Source organism: Streptomyces sp. WMMC1477 (assembly GCF_027460245.1).
GTDB lineage: Bacteria > Actinomycetota > Actinomycetes > Streptomycetales > Streptomycetaceae > Streptomyces.
In genome coordinates this window covers 4209640-4231372 of sequence record NZ_JAPZBD010000003.1, presented here as the reverse complement: position 1 = coordinate 4231372, position 21733 = coordinate 4209640, and the positions used below count along the sequence as shown (strand labels likewise).

23 protein-coding genes are annotated in these 21733 nt (G+C 72.5%); 9 read left to right on the top strand and 14 right to left on the bottom strand.

Translation table 11 applies throughout. The annotated features are described in order from the left end of the window. The first annotated feature begins 30 nt into the window (after positions 1-30). On the top strand, positions 31-693 hold the full coding sequence (nucS, locus tag O7609_RS19005) for an endonuclease NucS (protein WP_269735796.1): 663 nt from the start codon (positions 31-33) through the stop codon (positions 691-693). A 75-nt stretch (positions 694-768) separates the two neighbouring features. Here nucS and O7609_RS19000 read toward each other — a convergent pair whose 3' ends face one another. From O7609_RS19000 to O7609_RS18990, 3 genes are all read right to left on the bottom strand, one after another. Then, positions 769-3279, bottom strand: coding sequence for an ATP-binding protein (locus tag O7609_RS19000; protein ID WP_269743941.1), 2511 nt, complete (start codon positions 3277-3279; stop codon positions 769-771). Positions 3280-3399: 120 nt separating this feature from the next. Then, positions 3400-3711: an STAS domain-containing protein gene (locus tag O7609_RS18995; RefSeq protein WP_269735798.1), complete on the bottom strand. Its 312-nt coding sequence runs from the start codon at positions 3709-3711 to the stop codon at positions 3400-3402. 169 nt (positions 3712-3880) lie between these two features. Further along, a complete protein-coding gene (locus O7609_RS18990) occupies positions 3881-4732 on the bottom strand; it encodes a 3-hydroxyacyl-CoA dehydrogenase family protein (RefSeq protein WP_269735799.1) in 852 nt (283 codons plus the stop codon). A 204-nt stretch (positions 4733-4936) separates the two neighbouring features. On the opposite strand from O7609_RS18990, the gene O7609_RS18985 reads away from it, so the two are divergent. Further along, positions 4937-5509: a cob(I)yrinic acid a,c-diamide adenosyltransferase gene (locus O7609_RS18985; protein ID WP_269735800.1), complete on the top strand. Its 573-nt coding sequence runs from the start codon at positions 4937-4939 to the stop codon at positions 5507-5509. A 49-nt stretch (positions 5510-5558) separates the two neighbouring features. Here the strand turns inward: O7609_RS18985 and hemC are convergent, their stop codons facing one another. Next, positions 5559-6491, bottom strand: coding sequence for a hydroxymethylbilane synthase (hemC, locus tag O7609_RS18980; RefSeq protein WP_269735801.1), 933 nt, complete (start codon positions 6489-6491; stop codon positions 5559-5561). Positions 6492-6522: 31 nt separating this feature from the next. Beyond that, the gene (locus tag O7609_RS18975) at positions 6523-6828 is read right to left on the bottom strand and encodes a Uma2 family endonuclease (protein ID WP_269735802.1); all 306 of its coding nucleotides are present in this window, start codon (positions 6826-6828) and stop codon (positions 6523-6525) included. A gap of 118 nt (positions 6829-6946) precedes the next feature. Between O7609_RS18975 and O7609_RS18970 the strand changes: the two genes are divergently transcribed. The 4 genes from O7609_RS18970 to O7609_RS18955 all read left to right on the top strand — a co-directional run bounded on the left by O7609_RS18970 (position 6947) and on the right by O7609_RS18955 (position 10240). Then, the gene (locus O7609_RS18970; protein ID WP_269743940.1) at positions 6947-7771 is read left to right on the top strand and encodes a pentapeptide repeat-containing protein; all 825 of its coding nucleotides are present in this window, start codon (positions 6947-6949) and stop codon (positions 7769-7771) included. A 124-nt stretch (positions 7772-7895) separates the two neighbouring features. Continuing rightward, positions 7896-8573 carry a hypothetical protein gene (locus O7609_RS18965; RefSeq protein WP_269735804.1) on the top strand — a complete coding sequence of 226 codons (678 nt, stop codon included), beginning with the start codon at positions 7896-7898 and terminating at the stop codon, positions 8571-8573. A 54-nt stretch (positions 8574-8627) separates the two neighbouring features. Beyond that, positions 8628-9446 carry an SDR family NAD(P)-dependent oxidoreductase gene (locus tag O7609_RS18960; RefSeq protein WP_269735805.1) on the top strand — a complete coding sequence of 273 codons (819 nt, stop codon included), beginning with the start codon at positions 8628-8630 and terminating at the stop codon, positions 9444-9446. A 158-nt stretch (positions 9447-9604) separates the two neighbouring features. Then, positions 9605-10240, top strand: coding sequence for a class I SAM-dependent methyltransferase (locus O7609_RS18955; RefSeq protein ID WP_269735806.1), 636 nt, complete (start codon positions 9605-9607; stop codon positions 10238-10240). A gap of 60 nt (positions 10241-10300) precedes the next feature. On the opposite strand, the gene O7609_RS18950 is transcribed toward O7609_RS18955, so the two are convergent. Further along, positions 10301-10507, bottom strand: a complete 207-nt coding sequence (locus O7609_RS18950) for an antitoxin (RefSeq protein WP_269735807.1) — start codon at positions 10505-10507, stop codon at positions 10301-10303. 175 nt (positions 10508-10682) lie between these two features. Further along, a complete protein-coding gene (locus O7609_RS18945; protein WP_269744382.1) occupies positions 10683-11267 on the bottom strand; it encodes a hypothetical protein in 585 nt (194 codons plus the stop codon). A gap of 152 nt (positions 11268-11419) precedes the next feature. Here O7609_RS18945 and O7609_RS18940 point away from each other — a divergent pair, with 152 nt between their 5' ends. From O7609_RS18940 to O7609_RS18930, 3 genes are all read left to right on the top strand, one after another. After that, positions 11420-12625 carry a sensor histidine kinase gene (locus O7609_RS18940; RefSeq protein ID WP_269735808.1) on the top strand — a complete coding sequence of 402 codons (1206 nt, stop codon included), beginning with the start codon at positions 11420-11422 and terminating at the stop codon, positions 12623-12625. Then, positions 12622-13269, top strand: a complete 648-nt coding sequence (locus O7609_RS18935) for a response regulator (RefSeq protein WP_269735809.1) — start codon at positions 12622-12624, stop codon at positions 13267-13269. Before O7609_RS18940 ends, O7609_RS18935 begins: the two co-directional genes overlap by 4 nt. A gap of 213 nt (positions 13270-13482) precedes the next feature. Beyond that, the gene (locus O7609_RS18930) at positions 13483-15099 is read left to right on the top strand and encodes a glycosyl hydrolase family 18 protein (RefSeq protein ID WP_443072164.1); all 1617 of its coding nucleotides are present in this window, start codon (positions 13483-13485) and stop codon (positions 15097-15099) included. Between the two features lie 136 nt (positions 15100-15235). On the opposite strand, the gene O7609_RS18925 is transcribed toward O7609_RS18930, so the two are convergent. The 7 genes from O7609_RS18925 to O7609_RS18895 form a co-directional block, all read right to left on the bottom strand. Continuing rightward, entirely contained in the window at positions 15236-15688 is a 453-nt protein-coding gene (locus O7609_RS18925) for a DUF2550 domain-containing protein (protein WP_269735811.1), read from the bottom strand. A 136-nt stretch (positions 15689-15824) separates the two neighbouring features. Further along, positions 15825-16208 carry a F0F1 ATP synthase subunit epsilon gene (locus tag O7609_RS18920; protein ID WP_269735812.1) on the bottom strand — a complete coding sequence of 128 codons (384 nt, stop codon included), beginning with the start codon at positions 16206-16208 and terminating at the stop codon, positions 15825-15827. Between the two features lie 95 nt (positions 16209-16303). Next, on the bottom strand, positions 16304-17746 hold the full coding sequence (gene atpD, locus O7609_RS18915) for a F0F1 ATP synthase subunit beta (RefSeq protein ID WP_269735813.1): 1443 nt from the start codon (positions 17744-17746) through the stop codon (positions 16304-16306). Between the two features lie 2 nt (positions 17747-17748). Continuing rightward, entirely contained in the window at positions 17749-18675 is a 927-nt protein-coding gene (locus O7609_RS18910) for a F0F1 ATP synthase subunit gamma (RefSeq protein ID WP_269735814.1), read from the bottom strand. Between the two features lie 2 nt (positions 18676-18677). Next, positions 18678-20249: a F0F1 ATP synthase subunit alpha gene (atpA, locus tag O7609_RS18905; protein ID WP_269735815.1), complete on the bottom strand. Its 1572-nt coding sequence runs from the start codon at positions 20247-20249 to the stop codon at positions 18678-18680. Positions 20250-20345: 96 nt separating this feature from the next. Beyond that, positions 20346-21170: a F0F1 ATP synthase subunit delta gene (locus O7609_RS18900; protein WP_269735816.1), complete on the bottom strand. Its 825-nt coding sequence runs from the start codon at positions 21168-21170 to the stop codon at positions 20346-20348. Next, the gene (locus tag O7609_RS18895) at positions 21167-21709 is read right to left on the bottom strand and encodes a F0F1 ATP synthase subunit B (protein ID WP_269735817.1); all 543 of its coding nucleotides are present in this window, start codon (positions 21707-21709) and stop codon (positions 21167-21169) included. Before O7609_RS18895 ends, O7609_RS18900 begins: the two co-directional genes overlap by 4 nt. Positions 21710-21733: the final 24 nt, after the last annotated feature.

Below are 21733 nucleotides of genomic sequence, written 5' to 3'. Positions count from 1 at the left end.
CGCGTCGTCCCGGTCGAGTAGCGTGCCGCCATGCGTCTCGTCATCGCCCGCTGCTCCGTGGACTACGCCGGCCGGCTCACCGCCCACCTCCCCCTGGCGCCCCGCCTGATTCTGGTGAAAGCCGACGGATCGGTGTCCGTCCACGCCGACGACCGGGCCTACAAACCCCTCAACTGGATGTCTCCGCCGTGCACGCTCAAGGAGGCCGAGGACGGGGTCTGGACGGTCATCAACAAGGCGGGCGAAAAACTGATCATCACGATGGCAGAAATCCTCCACGACTCAAGCCACGAGCTGGGGACGGACCCGGGGCTCATCAAGGACGGTGTCGAGGCGCACCTCCAGGAACTCCTCGCCGACCGCATGGAGACCCTCGGCAACGGCTGGACCCTCATCCGCCGCGAATACCCCACCGCCATCGGTCCGGTGGACATCCTGGGCCGCGACGGCGACGGTGCGACGGTGGCCGTCGAGATCAAGCGCCGCGGCGAGATCGACGGCGTCGAGCAGCTCACCCGCTACCTGGAGCTGCTGAACCGCGACCCCCGTCTGTCCCCGGTCAAGGGTGTGTTCGCGGCCCAGGAGATCAAGCCGCAGGCCCGCGTCCTGGCCACGGACCGCGGCATCGACTGCGTGACGCTCGACTACGACGCCCTGCGCGGCGTCGACGACGACAAGCTCCGCCTCTTCTGACCCCTCGGCGCCTCCGCCGCACGGACCGCCGCCCCGGCACCGGTGACACACCGGGGCCGGGGCGGCTGCGTGAGGTCAGACGATCTCCGGGTCGTTCCCGCCGGAGGTACTCGTCTCGCCGCCGGTCGTCGTGGGCCCGGGGCCGGTGGCGGTGGTGGTGCCGCCGGTCGTGTCGCTGCCGTCGGTGGTGCTGCCGCCGCCGGTCGTGTCGCTGCCGTCGGTGGTGTTGCCACCGTCGGCCGTGTTCCCGCCGTCCGCCGTGTTGCCACCGTCCGCCGTGTTCCCGCCGTCCGCCGTGCTCCCGCCGTCGGCCGTGTTGCCACCGTCCGCCGTGTTCCCGCCGTCCGCCGTGTTGCCACCGTCGGCCGTGTTGCCACCGTCCGCCGTGTTCCCGCCGTCCGCCGTGCTCCCGCCGTCGGCCGTGTTGCCACCGTCCGCCGTGCTCCCGCCGTCCGACGAACCGCCGCCGGCCGGGTCCGAGGGCTCGTCCTCGGGGGACGAGGACTCCTCCGACGGCGTGCTCGAGGACTCGGACTCCGACGGCGAGCCGCTCGGCGTGTCGGCGGAGTCGCTGGGGTCGCCGCTCGGGCCGGGCGTCAAGGCGTCCTCGGACTCGGACTCGGAGGGCGAGGCGCTGCCCTCCGAGGGGTAACGCGTGTCGGTGACGTCGTACGTGGCGGAACGATCCGGCTGCACAGAGTCACCGGCGTCGCCGCCGTCGCCACCGATGTTGGCGAGGGTGACGGCCGTGCCCAGCAGGATCGCGAGCACCGCTCCTGCCGCCGCGGCGAAGACGTTGCGGCGGCGTCCGGTGAGCAGGCCCCGGGGCTCCTCGTCGGCCCCGAACGGCACGGGGTCGACGGCCGGCAGGGCGGCCGTGCCCGCCAGCGCGGCGGGGACCGGCGGGGTGAGGGACGGGACGACGGCCGTCTCGTCCTCGGAGCCCGTGGGCGGTGCCCCGCCCGGGCCGAGGGCGGGCCGCTTCGCGGCGGCGGCGTCGGCGACGAGCGCCAGCGCACGGCGGCTGGCGAACGAGCCGCTGCGGTCGGCGAGCTCGCCGCGCAGCCGCATCGCGGTCTCCAGCTCCGCGCGGGCGCGGTCCAGGTCACCGACGCACAGGGCGTGGATGCCCAGTTCGTGGTGGAAGTACGTTTCCTCGGCCAGCTCACCGGCCTGGGCGGCGACGCCGCCTCCCTCGGTGAGGATCCGCCGCCAGGGCGACCAGCGGCCCGCAGCCGCGAAGACGGGGGCCGCGGTGTGGGCCAGGAGCACGACGACGGAGTCGTGCCCGGCGGCACGGGCGGCGGCGACGGCCGCCAGCAGGGTGCCGGCCTCCTGCGCCACCCGTTCCGGGGTGACGGAGGGGTGGCCGGCCCACCAGGCGTAGTGCCGTGCCGCGGTCCGGGCGCGGGCGCCCGCACCCTCGTCGTAGCCCGCCCGGGCGAGCTGCTCGGTGACGCCGGCCGCGAGCCGGTAGTGGGGTCCGTCCGCGGTGGCGAGGCCGGCGGCGACGAGCTCGGCCAGGGCGGCGTCGGCGCGCTCGTCGTCGAGCAGGGCGGGCAGGTGCGCGGCCTGCGGCACGGCGCCGTCGAGGGCGACGGCGAACCGCAGCACCTCGCGGCCCTGCTCGCTCAGCGTCTCGGCGAGGCGCTCGGCGACGACGGAGGCGACGGACAGCGGCGGCGGGCTCTTCTCCTCGTCCGTCTCGATGACCACCGGGGCCGTCGGGTCGGCGGAGGATGGAACGGCCCGCTGACGCAGCAGGGCCGCGCCCTGGACGAAGCGCAGGGGCAGCCCCTCGGACTCGAACCACAGGTCGCCGGCCCAGTCGGCCTCGTACTCCAGGAGGGTCCGGCCGGTGGCGTGCTCCAGGAGGTCCACGCAGGCGGTGCGGCTGATGCCGCGGAGGAAGACCTCCTCGATCCCGGAGTGGGCGGCGGGGGCGGGGACGTCGGGGGTGACGGAGACGAGGTACGCGCACTCGGGGGTCGCCTCGAGCAGTTCCTCCAGCGTCTCGCCGCCGAACTCCAGGTCGTCCAGGACGACGACGGCGCCGATGTCGGCGAGAAGATCGAGGAGCTGCTCGTCGCGCGGCCGGTGCCGGGCGGTCTTGTAGACGGCGGCGTAGAGCTCGTAGAGCAGGTCGGCGGGGCCGCGCCCGCGCCCGTGCAGCCGGACGACGCCGTCGGGGGCCAGCTCCGCGCAGTCGGCCGCGACGGCGTCGAGCAGGGCGGTGCGGCCGGAGCCGGAGGGGCCGCTGAGGCGTACCGAGCGGCCGCGGGAGAGGAGCCGGACGAGCCGGTCGCGCTCCTCCTCGCGCTCCAGCAGCGGCAGGTCCAGGGCGGCCTCGCCGACGAGGGCGGGCGGCACGGCCGCACGGCCGCGCTCCGCCCGCTGCTCGGGACCGCGCCGGCGCGGGGTCTCCGGCCGGCGGTCCGGCGGGCATGGCTCGATCTCGCTGCCGTCGACGGGGTTGACGGTCAGCAGGTAGTCACCGGCGACCAGCTGGACCGTGCGCGCGAGTGCCCCGCTGTCATGGCTCTCGTGGCCGTCGTGGTCCTCCGGTCCGCGGTGGGACGGGTGCATGGTGAAAGCCCCCCAGTGGCGGTGCGTGCGGTACTCCCTGGGCCCTTCCCGGCAGTGAAGGGAACAGTAGACGGCCGCCGGGCCCGGACGAACCCCACCCCCCGGGGGCGGGTGGAATCGTCACGGCTTCGTGAGCGTTTCGCCCTCGATCGCGAGGATGCGGTGCAGCCGGGTGGCGACGAGGAGTCGCTGCATCTGCGGCGGGACGTCGCGCAGGACGAGGCGGCGGCCGCAGCGGCCCGCGCGGCGGTGGGCGCCCATGATGACGCCGAGGCCGGTGGCGTCCCAGGAGTCGAGCTGGGCGAGGCTGAGGACGAGGTCGCCGTCGCCGCTCTCGAGGGCGGTCTGCAGAGCCGACCGGGCGTCCGCTGCGCTGCGCACGTCGAGGCGGCCCCCGACGTACAGCTCGGCGTGATCGCCCTTGATCTGCATAACGCGCTCCCGGTGCTCCGTTATTACGCTGCGTGAACCTTCGTATCCGAATGTCCCACCACACCTGACGGCCGGCCGGTGGGCGGGGTTGCTGTCCGTGTGGGAATCGACACGGAAGTTCACCCTGGCGGATGACGGGGCGCGGCCCGTTCGGCCGCGCCCCGACCGTTCAGTAGCGGTAGTAGCCCTCCCCGGACTTGCGGCCCAGGTCGCCCGCGTCGACCATGCGGCGCATCTGCTCGGGGGCGGCGAACTTCTCGTCCTGCGACTCGGTGTAGATGTTGTCGGCCGCGTTGAGCAGGATGTCGATGCCGGTGAGGTCGGCGGTGGCCAGCGGGCCCATGGCGTGCCCGAAACCGAGCTTGCAGGCGATGTCGATGTCCTCGGCGGTGGCCACGCCGGACTCGCGGAGCTTGGCGGCCTCGACGACGAGGGCGGCGATCAGGCGGGTGGTGACGAACCCGGCCACGTCCCGGTTGACGACGATGCAGGTCTTGCCGATGCCCTCGGCGAACGCCCGGGCGGTGGCGAGGGTTTCGTCGCTGGTCTTCAGACCGCGCACCAGCTCGCACAGCTGCATCATCGGCACCGGCGAGAAGAAGTGCGTGCCGACGACGCGGTCCGGGCGCTTCGTGGCCGCGGCGATCTTGGTGATCGGGATGGCGGAGGTGTTCGAGGCCAGGATGGTCTCGTCCTTCGCCACGCCGTCCAGCGCGCGGAAGATCTCCTGCTTGACGTCGAGCTTCTCGAACACGGCCTCGACGACGATGTCGGCGTCGGCGGCCGCGTCCAGGTCGGTCGTGGTGGTGATGCGGCCGAGCGCCGCCTGCGCGTCCTCGGCGGAGAGCTTGCCCTTGCCGACGAACTTCTCGTAGGAGGCCTCGATGCCGCCCTTACCGCGGGCCAGGGCCTCGTCGGTGACGTCGCGCAGCACCACGTCCCAGCCCGCCTGGGCGGAGACCTGCGCGATGCCGGAGCCCATGAGTCCGGCTCCGATGACGGCGAGCTTCTTGGCTTCCAACGTGATGTCCCCTCTGGAAAACAGTCACCAGTGCGTGCTCTCAGGCGGACCATAGCGTCCGTGAGCGGAGCGTGGGCGGCGAAGAGATGCGCATCACGTCTCAGCTGACGGACATCACATCCGATCGTTATCCCGCTGCGGCGCCCCGCCAGTTGACGTTCGCGCAGCCGGACCGGGAGCCCTCGCCGGGGCTACGCTCACACCATGGTCAACCTGACACGTATCTACACCCGCACCGGCGACGACGGCACGACGGCCCTGGGCGACATGAGCCGCACGGCCAAGACCGATACCCGCATTTCGGCGTATGCCGACGCGAACGAGGCGAACGCGGCGCTCGGCGTGGCGATCGCCCTGGGCGGCCTCCCGGAAGAGGTCGTGACCGTCCTCACCCGGGTGCAGAACGACCTCTTCGACGTGGGCGCCGACCTGTCCACGCCGGTGGTGGAGGACCCGAAGTTCCCCCCGCTGCGGGTGCTGCAGTCCTACGTCGACCGGCTGGAAAGCGACTGCGACACCTTCCTCGCCGACCTGGAGAAGCTGCGCAGCTTCATCCTGCCCGGCGGCACCCCCGGCGCGGCCCTGCTGCACCAGGCGTGCACGGTGGTCCGGCGCGCCGAGCGGTCCACGTGGGCGGCGCTGGCCGAGCACGGCGACACGATGAACCCGCTCACCGCCACCTACCTCAACCGCCTGTCGGACCTGCTGTTCATCCTGGCCCGCACGGCGAACAAGGCCCAGGGCGACGTCCTCTGGGTGCCCGGCGAGAACCGCTGAGGGCAGGCCGCTCCCCCAGGACCCGGGGCCGGCAGCCTGCTCGGCGGCGTCAGTGCGCGATGCCGTCGATCAGGTCGCGGGCGCCCTGCCGCAGGAGGGCGACGGCGACGGAGGTGCCCAGCGTCGCCGGGTCGAGCCGCCCGGCCCACTCGTGCGCGTTGAGCACCGTCTTGCCGTCGGGCGTGAAGACGCACGCGCGCAGCGACAGATCGTCGCGCCGGGCGCGGGCGTAGCCGGCGATCGGGCTGTTGCAGTGGCCCTGGAGCACGTGGAGGAACATCCGCTCGGCCGTGGCCTCCCGATGGGTGTCCGGGTCCCCGAGGAGGCTGACGGCGTCGATCAGCTCGGCGTCGTCCTCCCGGCACTGGAGCGCGAGGATGCCGGCGCCGACGGGCGGGCACATGGTCTCGGTGGACAGGACGTCGGTGACGACGTCCATGCGGTCGATGCGCTCCAGGCCCGAGACGGCGAGCAGCAGGGCGTCGGCGTCCCCCGCGGCCAGCTTCTCCATCCGGCGCCCGGCGTTGCCCCGCATGGGCACGCACTCCAGATGCGGGTGGGAGGCGGCGAGTTGGGCCCGGCGTCGCACCGAGGAGGTGCCGATCCGAGTGCCCGGCGGCAGTTCGTCGAGGGGGAGGCCTCCGGGGTGGATGAGGGCGTCGCGGACGTCGTCGCGCTTGAGGAACGCCGCGAACGTCGTCCCGGCCGGCAGCGGGCGGTCCGCGGGGACGTCCTTCACACAGTGCACCGCCAGGTCCGCCTCGCCGGCCAGCAGCGTGGCGTCGACCTCCTTGGTGAACGCGCCCTTCCCGCCGAGACGTGCCAGGTCGCCCATCCACCGGTCGCCCGCGGTGGTGACGGGGACGACCTCCGTGCGCACGCCCGGGTGACGGGCCGCCAGCTCGGCGCGTACCCGCTCCACCTGCGCCAGGGCCATCGGTGACGAACGCGAAACGATACGGATCAGCTCAGGTACGGCCATCCTCACACGATAGCCCGTCAGATTCCCCCGGTTACGGCCGCGGCGGGTGGCGGCGGAACCGCGAGGTCTCCACGGAGAACCCGAACGGCTCGGGCAGCTTCACGGGTTCCCCGAACTCCGAGTGGCGCACGGCGCGGTAGGACGGTGAGACGGGCTCGGTGCACAGCTCACAGACGCCGACGTTCGGGTCGATGAGCAGGTAGACGGGAATGCCGCTGCGGGCGTACCAGAGCTGCTTCTTGTGGTGATAGCTGTTCCGGTCGGTCGAGACGATCTCGACCGCCAGCTCGACCCGGTCGGCCGGAATGCGCCTCCATCGTATCCACGGCGCTGTCATCGGCACGGCCTCAGCGCTGACCGATCAGCGGGGCATATTCACCCGGGCTACCGCCGAACGGGTGAGCGCGCGGCGTCGGCGGACCGGGCAGAATGGCACGTGCGGAGACGTCGGAGGCGTGGAGAGCAGGGTGTTGCGGGTGGAGCGGCGGGAGCTGGGGCTGTACGCGGAGTGCGGAAGCTGTTTCGGGCTGTGCTGTGTGGCCTTGCCCTTCGCCGCGTCGGCGGGCTTCCCCGCGGACAAGGCGGCCGGCGAGCCGTGTCGCAACCTGCGGGCGGACTTCCGCTGCGCAGTGCACGCGGAGTTGCGGGAGCGCGGGTTCTCCGGCTGCACGGTCTACGACTGCTTCGGCGCGGGCCAGAAGGTCTCGCAGCACACGTTCGGCGGGAAGGACTGGCGCTCGGCGCCGGAGACGGCCCGGGGCATGTTCGGCGTCTTCCCCATCATGCGGCACCTGCACGAGCTGCTGTGGTACCTGACGGAGGCGCTGGAGCGGCCCGAGGCGGCGCCCGTCCACGGTGAGCTGCGCCGCAGCCTGGAGCGGGTCGACGGGCTGAGCCGGGGCGCTGCGGCGCAGGTGGCGGCGCTGGACGTCGACGCGCTGCGGCAGGAGGTGGGCGCGCTGCTGTGGCGGACGAGCGAGCTGGTGCGGGCCGGTGTGCCGGGGCGGCGGGACCGCCGGGGCGCGGACCTGGCGGGTGCCCGGCTGCGCGGGGCCGGTCTGCGCGGGGCAGCGCTGCGGGGAACCTGCCTGATCGCCGCCGACCTGACCCGCGCGGACCTGCGCCACGCCGACCTGCTGGGCGCCGACCTGCGGGACGCCCGGCTCGCGGGGGCGGATCTCACCGGGGCCCTGTTCCTCGGTCAGGCGCAGGTCGACGGCGCGCACGGGGACGGCGCCACGAGGCTGCCGCGGGGTCTCACCCGGCCTACCCACTGGTAACGATCGGGGTCGCACCTCTAGCCCCCGGCGCGGCGGTGATCTGTAATGGCCCGGACCCGCACGGGGTCAGGCGCCGCTCTCCGGGCGGCGGCCGCTCGTCCTCGCCCCCGGAAGGTACGCCGCCGTGAACCTCAGTCTGTCCCTGGCCGGACTCCGCCGCCCGCGGGGTGTGTGGACCGCCGTGGGCGCCCTCGCCCTCGTGGGGGTGCTCACCGGTACGACGCTGCTGCTCTCCGGCGACGACGGGGTCACGGACGACGGGCCGCACCTGCTGCTGCCTCCGGAGGCAGCGGGCCCCTTCTACCGGACGGGGGACGCCGTCCTGCCCGAAGGCTCGGAGGGGACGGTGGCGGCCTTCGGCGTCGAGGACGCGACGACGGTGAACGCCAACTACGCCACCGTCGACCCCTTGGAGCCGGACGTCCTGGAGGACCCGGAGGCGCGGTTCGCGATCTTCGCCGGGGCCTGGGGACGGGTGGCGGACCCCGAGGCCGCCGTCGACGCCGCCTTCCGGCAGCTCGCCGAGGACGTGGCGGACTCCCCCGGGTCCCGGACGACGCTCAAGGGCGCCCCGGAGCGGGTCACCCCGCAGGGGGCGGAGAACGCGGTCGTCAAGTGCCGGCTCGCGGTCGGCGCGAACGTGGTGACCGGCGAGCGCCAGGAGACGCAGTTCTGCATGTGGGCCGACCACAGCACCGCGGGCATGGTGGTCGTGTCCCGGGCGAGCGGGCGGACGAGCACCGAGGAGGGCGCCCGGTTCGCCGCCGACCTGCGCCGTTCCGCCCGGCTGGCCGTGGGCTGAGCACCCGCGGGGCCTTCCCGTAGGGTGGGGCCGGACCAGGCGGGAGGACACGCGGTGCGGGACGACAGGGAACCAACGGCGGATCGGGCCCCGGTGACGGGCGACGGCTTCCCCGGCAGCGGCCGACGGGTGCTGGTGACCGGCGCGGCGGGCGGCCTCGGCCGGGCTCTGGTCCGGGCGTTCGCGGCCAACGGGGACCGGGTGGCCCTGCACTACGGCAGCCGCCGCGCCGAGGCCGAGGAGACGGCGGCGGGCCTGCCGGGCACCGGACACACCGTGCTGGGCGCGGATCTGACGGACGCCGCCCGGGCCGGTGCCCTGGTGGAGGCGGCGGCCGACGCGCTCGGCGGGATCGACGTGCTGGTGAACAACGCCGCGGCGCGCACCGCGGCGCACCCGCCCGCCGGCACCCCGGCCGCCGACTGGATCGCGGCCTGGGAGCGCCACGTGGCCGTCAACCTGCTCGCGCCGGCCCATCTGAGCCATGCCGCCGCGCAGCGCATGATCGCCCAGGGCGGGGGCGGACGGATCGTCAACGTCGGTTCGCGCGGGGCGTTCCGCGGCGAGCCCGACCATCCGGCCTACGGGGCGACGAAGGCCGGGCTGCACGCGCTGGGCCAGTCCCTGGCGGTGGCGCTCGGCCCGCACGGCATCGCGGTGGCCTCGGTGGCACCCGGCTTCATCGACACCGACCGGGTGGCGCACCGGCTGAGCGGCGCCGAGGGGGAGGCGATCCGTTCGCAGAGCCCGTTCGGCCGGGTCGCCGTCCCGGAGGACGTCGCCGCGGCCGTGCTGTGGCTGGCGTCCCCGCAGGCGCAGTGGAGCTCCGGCACGGTCCTGGACGTCAACGGCGCTTCCTACCTGCGCACCTGAGCCTCGCGCCGCCCGCGAGCTCGGGCGCGAGCCCGCACGGTGGGCCCGGACGGCGCGGCGGGTGTGCGCGCGCGCCGGGGCGTGGCACCGTGGCCGGAGCGTGGCACCGTGGCCGGAGCGCCGCACGGTGGCGGGCGCGTTCAGGAGGTGGTGCGGACATGACGCAGACGAGTCGGCCGGTGTTCTCGCGGTTCTACGCGCGGCTGGCCGGGCCGGGGCTGGAGCGCGCCGGGGCGGGCGAGCAGCGCGACCGCATGCTGGCCGGGCTCCGGGGCGAGGTGATCGAGCTCGGGGCCGGGAACGGCCTCAACTTCCCCCACTACCCGGCCGACGTGACGCGTGTGGTGGCCGTGGAGCCGGAGCGGCACCTGCGGGAGATGGCCGAGCGGGCGGCCGGGGCGGTTTCGGCCCCGATCGAGGTCGTGGCCGGTTCTGCCGAGGCGCTGCCGTACCCGGACGGATCGTTCGACGCGGCCGTGGCCTCGCTGGTGCTGTGTTCCGTGCCGGAACCGTGGGCAGCGCTGCGCGAGTTGCGCCGCGTCCTGCGCCCGGGCGGGGAACTGCGCTTCTTCGAGCACGTGCGGGCGGCGTCGGCCGGGGAGCGGCGGCTTCAGGACGTGCTGGACTCGACGTTCTGGCCGCGGCTGATGGGCGGCTGCCACACCGGACGGGACACGGCCGGGGCGATCGAGGCGGCCGGCTTCACCGTCACCGAGCTGCACCGCTTCCGCTTCCCCGAGACGGGAGTCCTGTTCCCGACCGCCGACCACGTCCGGGGGACGGCGGTCGCCTGAACGCGGCGTCCCCCGCCGCCGGGACTCCGGCGGCGGGGGACGGTGTTCCGGGGCGCCCGGTCAGGGCTCCGGCGGACGGTCCTCGCCACGTCCCCTCGGCTGCTCGCCGCCGAGCTGCTCGTCGAGTCGCTCCTGGGCGGTGTCGACGTGCTTCTCGTACCGGCCGCCGGTGCGCTTGTCGACGTGGTCGCCGCCCTTCTCCACGCCCTGGCGGGCCTGGTCCTCATGGCCCTTGAGCATGCCCTTCAGCTTATCCATGATGGACATGGCTGTCCTTTCCGCCGATGTGCGGTGTCCTCGTCCAGGATCACCCCGAATGCCGCGTTCCTGCATCCGGAGCAGCCGGGAGCAGCCGGAGCCCCCGGAGGCCTCCGGAAGGGCGAGGACGGCCGGAGCGCGGCCGGGACGCACCCCCGTGGCTTCCCGGCCGCGCTCCCCTCGGTCAGCGCCGCAGGCGCTCCCGCGCCGCCGCGCCGGAGTCCGGCCGCGCGCTCCGGGGCGGCTGCTTGGGCCAGATCGTGTAGCTCGCCGCGATGATGAGGGCGATGACCACGACCCAGGCCATCCGCGTCTGCCACATCCGCAGCGGGTCGACGTCGCCGCCGTCTCCGACGAACCAGATCGCGCCCTGGAGCAGGGCGGCGGCGATGGCGGCGGCCCCGACGGCGCGGGCGCTCATCTTCCACTCGTGGAGGGCGCGGGCCCTTCCGTAGCGCGGCGGCTTGACCGGCGGCGGGCCGCCCGCGAACCGGTGGGCGAACCGGGCGTCGCCCCAGCGGACCAGGTAGTGACCGTGGGTGAGCGTGAACCCGATGTAGACGGCGGCCAGCCCGTGCCGCCACCCGGGCTCACCACCGTCGCGCAGGTCGAGGGCGCTCGCGACGAGGAGCACGAGTTCGAGCAGCGGCTCGCACAGGAGGACGGCGAGCCCGGCCCGGGGCATGCGGGCCAGGTAGCGCAGGGACAGGCCGAGGGCGAGCAGGATCCAGAATCCGATCTCGGCGGCGATGATGAGGGCGACCAGCACGGCGAGCTCCTTGTCTCTCCCCTCCAGGGTCTCCGCCACGACCGGCCCGTTCGTCGTCGTGGGTGACGATCCGCCCCTGCATCCTTCGATGTACTTCCGGCATCCGCCGGGTGGCGGAGGTACCGAGGCCCGCCCCGTGCTGAGATGGGGTCATGCCCCGCGCCACCTCGCTCCGCCCGCACCGCTCGGACGTCGTGATCGCCGTCGTCGGCCTGCTGGGCGGGCTGCTCCTCTGGGCGCTGGACCTGTTCACCATCCACCAGGGGCTGGGTGAGGCGTACGGGGACTGGGCACTGCTGCCGCTGCTCGTCATGTGCCTGGCCGCGCTGGGACGACGCAGCCGCGGGCCGTGGACGCTGGTCGTCGCCGCACTGGCGTTCGTCGGCGACGCGTTGACCGGCGGCCTGCTGGCGACGCTGATCGTCTTCACCGACATCGTCTACGCCGCGGTGCTCTACGGCGGCCCGCGCCGGGCGCGGCTGCTGCCGCCGTGGACGATGGCGATGAGCGTGGCGTTCACCCTGGCCATGCTGGCCGCGCTGCGGGAGGCGGAGGCGCTGCTCGTCGGGGCGCTGTTCGCCGGGGTCACGGCCGTGCCCGCCTACACGGGGCTGCTGGTGCGCACACATCGCGACACGGCCACGGCCATGCGGCTGCGGGCCGAGCAGACGGCACGGCTGGCCGAGATGGACCGCCGTCAGGCCGTGGGCGCGGAACGGGCGAGGATGGCACGGGAGTTGCACGACCTGGTCGCCAATCACCTGTCGGCCATCGCCCTGCACGCGACGGCCGCGCAGTCGCTCGACGACACGTCGGCCACCGCGCGGGCGCTCGGGGTGATCCGGGAGAACAGCGTGCAGGGACTCACGGAGATGCGCCGGCTGATCGGCATCCTGCGCGACGAGGCCGGGGACGGCGACGCCCCCGCCGCCCGCCCTACGCTGGACGGTCTGCCCGCGCTGGTCGACCAGGCCCGCTCCGGGGGCGCACCGGACGGGCTCCGGTTCACGCTGTGCGGCACGTACACGGAGCCCGGCGCCGCCGGGGCGGCCGACGGTCTGCCCGCGCCGGTCGAACTGGCCGCGTACCGCGTCGTCCAGGAGGCGCTGACCAACGCGTTGAAGCATGCCGCGCCCGGCGAGGTGACCGTCCGGGTGGACCGGGCCGCGGACCTGACGGTGAGCGTCCAGTCGCCGCTGGGCCGCGGTGGCCCCCGGCTGCCGGGGTCCGGCGCGGGCCTCGTCGGCATGCGGGAACGCGTCGAACTGCTCGGAGGGGCGTTCTCCGCCGGGCCGGACGCCGACGGCTGGCGGGTGTGGGCCAGGCTGCCGCTGAGCGAAGGAGCCGATGCCGCGTGACGATCCGGGTACTGGTCGCCGAGGACCAGGCCGCCGTGCGGTCCGGGCTGGTCCTCATCCTGGGGAGCGCCCCGGACGTCGAGGTCGTCGGGGAGGCCGGGGACGGCGAGGAGGCAGTGCGGCTGGCGCGCGAACTGGGCCCCGACGTCGTGCTGATGGACGTCCAGATGCCGCGGCTGGACGGCGTCTCGGCCACCCGGCGGATCACGGCCGAGGCCCTGGCGGACGTGCTGGTGCTGACGACGTTCGACCTGGACGCCTACGTCTTCGGCGCGCTGCGCGCGGGGGCGGCGGGTTTCCTGCTGAAGGACACCGACGCGGCAGGGCTGGTGGACGCCGTCCGCACCGTGGCCCGGGGCGAGGGGCTGATCGCGCCCGCCGTCACCCGTCGGCTGATCGCGGAGTTCGCGGAGCCGGGCCCCGAGATCGCGCCGCCGGCCGAGTTGGAGTCCCTGACGGCGCGGGAGCGCGAGGTGCTGGCGCTGCTGGGCGAGGGGCGGTCCAACGCGGAGATCGCGGCCTCGCTGTCGATGGCCGAGGCCACGGTGAAGACCCACGTCAGCCGGGTCCTGCGCAAGCTGGGCCTGCGCAGCCGTACCCAGGCGGCGGTCCGCGCCCGGGAGTGGGGTGTGAGCGCGGGCTGAGGTCCGGCGTGGGGTGCGCGGCCCAACTCCCCTCCTCCGCTGGGGATCTCACCACCGGAGGCAATTTGGTCCAGACCTATTGACCAGTGGTCCAGACCTCTCTACTCTCCGTGGACAACTGCGAGGAGCGGGACAGGCACCGGAACGCTCCACGGGCGGCGCAGCGACCCCCATCGGACCGGCCCCCACCGGCCCCAGCTCTATGGAGCGCTGTTGAACACACGAAGCAGACCACGACGATTCACTCCCCGCCGGGCCCTCGCGGTCGTGGCGGCCCTGCTCATACCCGCAGGCGGCCTCGTCGCCCTCGCCTCACCGGCCCAGGCCGCCGAAGAGGTGACCGCCACCTTCGCCAAGACCCAGGACTGGGGCACCGGCTTCGAGGGCAAATGGACGATCAAGAACTCGGGCACCACGACGCTGGACGGCTGGAAGCTGGAGTGGGACTACCCCTCCGACACCACCGTGAACAGCCACTGGGAAGCCACCATCACCCGGGACGGCAACCACTACACCGCCGTCGACGCGGGCTGGAACGGCACCATCGCCCCCGGCGCCAGCGTGAGCTTCGGCTACAACGGCAGCGGTCCCGGCGCGCCCAGCGGGTGTCTCATCAACGGCCAGCCCTGCGACGGCTCCGGCACGCCCGACCCGGACCCGACCGACCCGCCGCCGGACCCCGACCCGACCGACCCCCCGCCGCAGCCGCCCGGTGAGTACGTCAACCTCGGCTACTTCACCGAGTGGGGCGTCTACGGCCGCGACTACCACGTCAAGGACCTGGTCACCTCGGGCTCGGCCGAGAAGCTCACGCACATCAACTACGCCTTCGGCAACGTCCAGGGCGGCAAGTGCACCATGGGCGACAGCTACGCGGCCACCGACAAGGCCTACACAGCCGCGGAGTCCGTGGACGGCGTCGCCGACACCTGGGACCAGCCCCTGCGTGGCAACTTCAACCAGCTCCTGAAGCTGAAGGAGATGTACCCGCACATCAAGATCCTGTGGTCCTTCGGCGGCTGGACCTGGTCCGGCGGCTTCGGGGACGCCATGCAGAACCCGGCGGCGTTCGCCCAGTCCTGCCACGACCTGGTGCACGACCCGCGCTGGGCCGGTCTGTTCGACGGCATCGACCTCGACTGGGAGTACCCCAACGCCTGCGGGCTCAGCTGCGACAACAGCGGCCCGGACGTCATGCGCGAGATGATGCAGGCCTTCCGCACGAAGTTCGGCCCGGACCAGCTCGTGACGGCCGCCATCACCGCCGACGCCTCCAGCGGCGGCAAGATCGACAAGGCGGACTACGCCGGGGCCGCGCAGTACACCGACTGGTACAACGTCATGACGTACGACTTCTTCGGCGGCTTCGACAAGGACGGCCCGACCGCCCCGCACTCGCCGCTGAACTCGTACCCCGGCATCCCGCAGGACGGCTTCAACTCCGCGGACGCCATCGCGAAGCTCAAGGCCAAGGGCGTACCCGCGGACAAGCTGCTCCTCGGCATCGGCTTCTACGGCCGCGGCTGGACGGGCGTCACCCAGGCCGAGCCGGGCGGCACGGCCACAGGTCCCGCCCCGGGCACCTACGAGGCGGGCATCGACGACTACAAGGTGCTGAAGAACAGCTGCCCGGCCACCGGAACCATCGCCGGCACCGCCTACGCGTACTGCGGCAACAACTGGTGGAGCTACGACACGCCCGCCACCATCACGGGCAAGATGGACTGGGCCAAGCAGCAGGGCCTGGGCGGTGCGTTCTTCTGGGAGACCAGCGGGGACACCGCGGACGGTGAGCTGATCACCGCGATCCACCAGGGGCTCAACGGCTGAGCCGACGCCCCTTCACCCCGTGACAGGGGCCCCGATGCGCCGGGGGACGGCCCGCCCGCCGTTCCCCGGCTTTCCCCGTGCCGGGGAACGGCCGCGTCGCGGCCGTTCCCGCGCAGTTCCCCGCGCCCGTGCGGGGTTACGCCACGTTCACGCGTTGGCCCGGGGGCGCGGCCTCCAGCCAGGCCAGGAAGCCGGTCAGCGCGTCCTCGCTCATCGCCAGCTCCACCGGCGTGCCGGCGTGCAGACAGCTCAGGACGATCGCGTCGGAGAGCAGGGCCAGCTCCTCCTCCCCCTGCGGGGTTCGCCGCTGGAGGACCTCCACCGACTCCCGCTCCAGCAGCCGCCGCGGGCGGGGAGCGTAGGAGAAGACGCGGAACCACTCGACGCGATCACCCCGGTAGCGGGCGATGCCGTAGCTCCAGCCCTTACCGGTGGGCTCCTCCGTCTCCTCCTTGGGCACGTTCCAGCGCAGACTGCAGTCGAACGTGCCGCCCGACCGCTGGATCAGCCGACGGCGCAGCCCGAAGACGAACAGCGCCAGCAGCACCAGCGCGACGAACATCCCGCACAGCACCAGGGCGAGGGTCACGCGTCACCGACCTCCTCGCATCTCCCTGCGTGCCGCGCCCCGTGCGCGGATACGCCTTCCATGATGACTCAGCCGCGGATGGTCCCGGAGCAGGACTCCGGGACCATCCGCGGCTGAGCGACGTGTACCCGCGGGTTCAGTGTGCGACCGCCACTGCCCGCAGCCGGACGTGGGCGCGGCGTTCGGCCGCCGCGTCCTGGTCCGCCTTCGCCAGGTCGAGCGCGCGCTCGGCCCGCTCGACGTCGATCTCGTAACTCAGTTCGGCGATCTCGGCCAGCAGCGACAGCTTGTCGTCGGCGAACGAGATGAAACCGCCGTGCACCGCGGCGATCACGGTGCCGTCGCCGCTCTCACCGGTGGTGCGGATGGTGACCGGGCCGGACTCCAGCACGCCCAGCAGCGGCTGGTGGCCGGGCATGACGCCGATCTCACCCGAAGAGGTGCGCGCGACGACCAGCCTGGCCTCGCCCGACCAGACCTTGCGGTCGGCGGCGACCAACTCGACGTGCAGCTCAGCCACTGTGGCTCCTCAAACTGGGATTTCTCAAGAATAGGGGGTGCGCCGGGTGAGGACCGGACCGGGGTCCGGTCCTCACCCGTACGCCGGGCCCGGCGTCAGGAGACGCCCAGCTCCTTGGCCTTGGCCTTCAGGTCGTCCAGGCCACCGCACATGAAGAACGCCTGCTCGGGGAAGTGGTCGTACTCACCGTCGGCGATCGCGTTGAACGCGGCGATCGACTCGTCCAGCGGAACGTCCGATCCGTCGAGACCGGTGAACTGCTTCGCCGCGTGGGTGTTCTGCGACAGGAAGCGCTCGATACGGCGGGCGCGGTGGACGGTGAGCTTGTCCTCCTCGCCGAGCTCGTCGATACCGAGAATGGCGATGATGTCCTGGAGGTCCTTGTACTTCTGCAGGATCCCCTTGACGCGCGAGGCGCACTCGTAGTGCTCCTGCGAGATGTAGCGCGGGTCAAGGATGCGGGACGTGGAGTCCAGCGGGTCCACCGCCGGGTAGATGCCCTTCTCCGAGATCGGACGGGAGAGCACCGTGGTGGCGTCCAGGTGGGCGAACGTGGTCGCCGGGGCCGGGTCGGTCAGGTCGTCCGCGGGGACGTAGATCGCCTGCATCGAGGTGATCGAGTGACCACGGGTCGAGGTGATGCGCTCCTGGAGGATGCCCATCTCGTCCGCGAGGTTCGGCTGGTAACCCACCGCGGAGGGCATGCGGCCCAGCAGCGTGGAGACCTCGGAGCCGGCCTGGGTGAAGCGGAAGATGTTGTCGATGAAGAACAGCACGTCCTGCTTCTGCACATCGCGGAAGTACTCCGCCATGGTCAGACCGGCCAGGGCCACGCGCAGACGGGTGCCCGGGGGCTCGTCCATCTGGCCGAAGACGAGGGCCGTCTGCGGGAGCACGCCGGACTCGGCCATCTCCTCGATCAGGTCGTTGCCCTCACGGGTGCGCTCACCCACACCGGCGAACACGGAAACGCCCTCGTGCAGCTTGGCCACACGCATGATCATTTCCTGGATGAGCACGGTCTTGCCGACGCCGGCGCCGCCGAACAGACCGATCTTGCCGCCCTTGACGTACGGGGTCAGCAGGTCGACGACCTTCAGGCCGGTCTCGAACATCTCGGTCTTGGACTCGAGCTGGTCGAAGGCCGGGGCCTGGCGGTGGATCGCCCAGCGCTCGGTGACCTCGGACTCGGCCTCCGGCTCGTTGAGGATCTCGCCGAGGGTGTTGAAGACGCGGCCCTTGGTGACGTCACCGACGGGGACGGTGATGCCGTCGCCGGTGTCGGTCACCGAGGCCTGGCGGACCAGGCCGTCGGTGGGCTGCATGGAGATGGCCCGCACCAGGCCCTCGCCGAGGTGCTGCGCGACCTCCAGGGTCAGCGTCTTGGTGGCGCCTTCGGCGGCCGGGTCGGCGACCTCGACCGTGAGGGCGTTGTAGATGTCCGGCATCGCGTCGACGGGGAACTCCACGTCGACGACCGGGCCGATGACCCGCGCGACGCGGCCCGTCGCGGCGGCCGTCTGAGCAGTGGTGGTCATAGTTATCGGTCACTCCCCGAAGAAGCGTCGGCCAGCGCGCTGGCACCACCGACGATCTCGCTGATTTCCTGGGTGATGTCGGCCTGGCGGGCCGCGTTGGCAAGCCGCGTGAGCGACTTGATGAGCTCTTCCGCGTTGTCGGTCGCCGACTTCATCGCCCGGCGGCGGGCCGCGTGCTCGGAAGCGGCGGCCTGGAGCAGAGCGTTGTAGATGCGGCTCTCGACGTAGCGCGGCAGCAGCGCGTCGAGCACTTCCTCCGCCGACGGCTCGAAGTCGTACAGCGGCTGGACGCCCTTGTCGGCGGCCTTGGCACCGGCTTCGGCGTCCGAGGGCTCCAGCGTGAGCGGGAGCATCCGGCGCTGGACCGGCGTCTGCGTCATCATCGAGACGAACTCGGTGAAGACGATGTGGAGCTCGTCCACGCCGCCCTCGGCGGTGTCCCGCCCGATGGCCTCGATGAGGGGCGCGGCGACCGCCTTCGCGTCGGCGTACGAGGGGCTGTCGGTGAAGCCCGTCCAGGACTCCTCGACCGCCTTCTCGCGGAAGCCGTAGTACGCGACACCCTTGCGGCCGACGACGTAGGTCACGACGGACTTGCCCTCGTCCGAGAGCTGCTCCGTCAGCGCCTCCGCCGCCTTGATCGCGTTGGAGGAGTAACCGCCGGCCAGTCCGCGGTCGCTCGTGACGAGCAGGACCGCGGCCCGCTTCGGGGCCTCCGCCTCGGTGGTCAGCGGGTGCTTGACGTCGGCACCGTCCGCCACCGCGGTGACCGCGGCGGTGAGCTCGTCGGCGTACGGGGTGGAGGCCGCCACCTGGCGCTGCGCCTTGACGATGCGCGAGGCGGCGATCATCTCCATCGCCTTGGTGATCTTCTTGGTGGCCTTGACGGATTTGATCCGTCGCTTGTAGACGCGGAGCTGGGCACCCATGCTCAGCCCTCGCCCAGAAGCTTGCCGTCCGCGGTCTCGAACTGCTTCTTGAAGGTCTCGACGACCTCACGCAGCTTGCCGAGGGTGTCGTCCGACAGCTTGCCGCCCTCGCGGATGCCGGTCATCAGGTCCTTGTGCTCGCGGTGCAGGTAGTCCAGCAGCTCCTTCTCGAAGCGCCGGATGTCCGCGACCGGGACCTCGTCCATCAGACCGTTGGTGCCGGCCCAGATGGAGACGACCTGGTCCTCCGTGGGGTAGGGCGCGTACTGCCCTTGCTTGAGCAGCTCCACCATGCGCTGACCGCGCTCCAGCGAGGCCTTGGACGCGGCGTCCAGGTCCGAACCGAAGGCGGCGAACGCCTCCAGCTCACGGAACTGGGCCAGGTCCACCCGGAGGCGACCCGACACCTGCTTCATGGCCTTGTGCTGCGCGGAGCCACCGACGCGGGAGACGGAGATACCGACGTTCAGCGCCGGGCGCTGGCCCGCGTTGAACAGGTCCGACTCCAGGAAGCACTGGCCGTCGGTGATGGAGATGACGTTGGTCGGGATGAACGCCGACACGTCGTTGGCCTTGGTCTCGACGATCGGCAGACCGGTCATCGAACCGGAACCCATGTCCTCGGAGAGCTTGGCGCAGCGCTCCAGCAGCCGGGAGTGCAGGTAGAAGACGTCGCCCGGGTAGGCCTCACGGCCCGGCGGACGGCGCAGCAGCAGGGAGACGGCACGGTAGGCGTCGGCCTGCTTGGACAGGTCGTCGAAGATGATCAGGACGTGCTTGCCCTCGTACATCCAGTGCTGACCGATGGCCGAGCCGGTGTAGGGCGCCAGGTACTTGAAGCCCGCCGGGTCGGACGCCGGGGCGGCGACGATGGTCGTGTACTCCAGGGCACCGGCCTCCTCCAGCGCACCGCGCACGCCCGCGATGGTGGAGCCCTTCTGACCCACGGCGACGTAGATGCAGCGGACCTGCTTGTTCGGGTCGCCGGTGGCCCAGTTGGCCTTCTGGTTGATGATCGTGTCGACCGCGAGGGCCGTCTTGCCGGTCTGCCGGTCACCGATGATCAGCTGACGCTGACCGCGGCCGACCGGGGTCATGGCGTCGACGGCCTTGTAGCCGGTCTCCATGGGCTCGTGCACCGACTTGCGCTGCATGACCGTGGGGGCCTGCAACTCCAGGGCGCGGCGGCCCTCGGTCTCGATCTCGCCGAGGCCGTCGATGGCGTTGCCCAGCGGGTCGACGACCCGGCCGAGGTAGCCCTCGCCGACGCCCACCGAGAGGACCTCGCCGGTGCGGCGCACCGTCTGGCCCTCCTCGATACCGCTGAACTCGCCGAGGACCACCGCACCGACCTCGCGCTCCTCGAGGTTCAGGGCGAGGCCGAGCGTGCCGTCCTCGAACTTCAGCAGCTCGTTCGCCATGGCCGAGGGGAGACCCTCGACCTTCGCGATGCCGTCACCGGCAACGCTGACCGTCCCGACCTCTTCGCGCGAGGCCGCGTCCGGCGTGTACGACTGGACAAAGTTCTCCAGCGCGTCCCGGATCTCATCCGGCCGGATCGTGAGCTCCGCCATCTGGGTTCCCTGCTCTCCTTGTTGGGCCCGTATGTATCTGCTACGGCCCAACTCGGGCCGCTACGTACTGCTTGTTGAGTTGGTGTGACGGCCGGCTCAGCCGGCCATCCGCCGCTCGACCTCTTCGAGGCGCGCGGCCACGCTGCCGTTGATGACGTCGTCACCGATGCGCACCGTGATCCCGCCGAGGACCTCCGGGTCCACGTCCAGGTTCAGGTGCACCTCACGCCCGTAGAGCCGGGTCAGCGCGGCGCCCAGGCGCTCCCGCTGCCCGTCACTGAGCGGAACCGCGGAGGTGACGACGGCGACCGACCGGTTGCGGCGCTCGGCGGCCAGCTTGGACAGGGCCTCCAGGCCACTTTCCAGGCTACGGCCTCGCGGATGTGCGACCAGGCGGACCACCAGCCGCTCGGTGGCGGGCTTGGCCCGGCCCCCCAGCAGACGGTGGAGCAGCGCGGTCTGCGCGTCCTTGAACGCGGCGTCCCCGGCCTTGCCGCTGAGCACGGCGCGCAGCTCGGTGGAGGAGGCGACGATCCGGCCGAACCGGAACAGCTCGTCCTCGACGTCACCGAGGTTGCCGTCGCGGTAGGCGGCGATCAGGTCGGCGCTGTCCGCGAGCTCCTCGACGGCGTCCACCAGGTCGCGCGGGCGCGACCAGCGGGAGCGGACCATGCCGGAGACGAGGTCGGTGACCTCGCCGCCGACCCGGCCGCCCAGCAGCCCGCCGATCAGCTCGGCCTTGGCCTCGCCGGACCGCGCCGGGTCGGTGAGGATCCGGCGCAGTCGCACCTCACGGTCGAGCAGCGCGGTGACGGCTGCCAGCTCCTCGGCGAGCCGCGCCGCGTCGACGGACGTGTTGTCCGTCAGCGCGTCCAGCTGCTGCCGGGCGGTGGCCAGTGCCTCGCGGCTCGCTCCGTTCATCGGGCGGCCCCGGTCTCGGCCTTGGCCTCCAGCTCGTCCAGGAAGCGGTCGATGGTGCGGCTCTGCCGGGCGTGGTCCTCAAGGGACTCGCCGACCAGCTTGCCGGCCAGGTCGGTGGCGAGCTTGCCCACGTCCTGGCGCAGCACCTGCGCGGCCTGCTTGCGGTCGGCCTCGATCTGGGTGTGACCGGCGGCGATGATCTCCTCACGCTGCCGCTGGCCCTCCGCGCGCATCTCGGCGATGAGCGCGGCACCCTGCTCCTGCGCCTCCTGGCGCAGACGGGCGGCCTCATGCCGGGCCTCGCTCAGCTGAGCCCGGTACTCCTCCAGCGTCTGCTGCGCCTCGGCCTGAGCAGCCTCGGCCTTCTCAATGCCCCCCTCGATCGACTCGCGACGCTCGTCCAGGGCCTTGTTGATGGCCGGAAGGAGCTTCTTGGCGAAGACGAAGAAGACGATGCCGAAGGCGAGCAGGCCGATGACGACCTCGGGCCAGACCGGGAGCAGCGGGTTCTGCGGATCCTCGGCTGCCAGGTACATCATGGTGGACCTTTCGTCGATATAAGG

Excerpts from the sequence above, each read along its gene's own strand:
- nucS (WP_269735796.1), top strand. The coding sequence starts at position 31 with ATGCGTCTCGTCATCGCCCGCTGCTCCGTGGACTACGCCGGCCGGCTC.
- O7609_RS19000 (WP_269743941.1), bottom strand. The coding sequence starts at position 3,279 with ATGCACCCGTCCCACCGCGGACCGGAGGACCACGACGGCCACGAGAGC.
- O7609_RS18995 (WP_269735798.1), bottom strand. The coding sequence starts at position 3,711 with ATGCAGATCAAGGGCGATCACGCCGAGCTGTACGTCGGGGGCCGCCTC.
- O7609_RS18985 (WP_269735800.1), top strand. The coding sequence starts at position 4,937 with ATGGTCAACCTGACACGTATCTACACCCGCACCGGCGACGACGGCACG.
- hemC (WP_269735801.1), bottom strand. The coding sequence starts at position 6,491 with ATGGCCGTACCTGAGCTGATCCGTATCGTTTCGCGTTCGTCACCGATG.
- O7609_RS18975 (WP_269735802.1), bottom strand. The coding sequence starts at position 6,828 with ATGACAGCGCCGTGGATACGATGGAGGCGCATTCCGGCCGACCGGGTC.
- O7609_RS18955 (WP_269735806.1), top strand. The coding sequence starts at position 9,605 with ATGACGCAGACGAGTCGGCCGGTGTTCTCGCGGTTCTACGCGCGGCTG.
- O7609_RS18950 (WP_269735807.1), bottom strand. The coding sequence starts at position 10,507 with ATGTCCATCATGGATAAGCTGAAGGGCATGCTCAAGGGCCATGAGGAC.
- O7609_RS18940 (WP_269735808.1), top strand. The coding sequence starts at position 11,420 with ATGCCCCGCGCCACCTCGCTCCGCCCGCACCGCTCGGACGTCGTGATC.
- atpD (WP_269735813.1), bottom strand. The coding sequence starts at position 17,746 with ATGACCACCACTGCTCAGACGGCCGCCGCGACGGGCCGCGTCGCGCGG.
- O7609_RS18910 (WP_269735814.1), bottom strand. The coding sequence starts at position 18,675 with ATGGGTGCCCAGCTCCGCGTCTACAAGCGACGGATCAAATCCGTCAAG.
- atpA (WP_269735815.1), bottom strand. The coding sequence starts at position 20,249 with ATGGCGGAGCTCACGATCCGGCCGGATGAGATCCGGGACGCGCTGGAG.
- O7609_RS18900 (WP_269735816.1), bottom strand. The coding sequence starts at position 21,170 with ATGAACGGAGCGAGCCGCGAGGCACTGGCCACCGCCCGGCAGCAGCTG.
- O7609_RS18895 (WP_269735817.1), bottom strand. The coding sequence starts at position 21,709 with ATGATGTACCTGGCAGCCGAGGATCCGCAGAACCCGCTGCTCCCGGTC.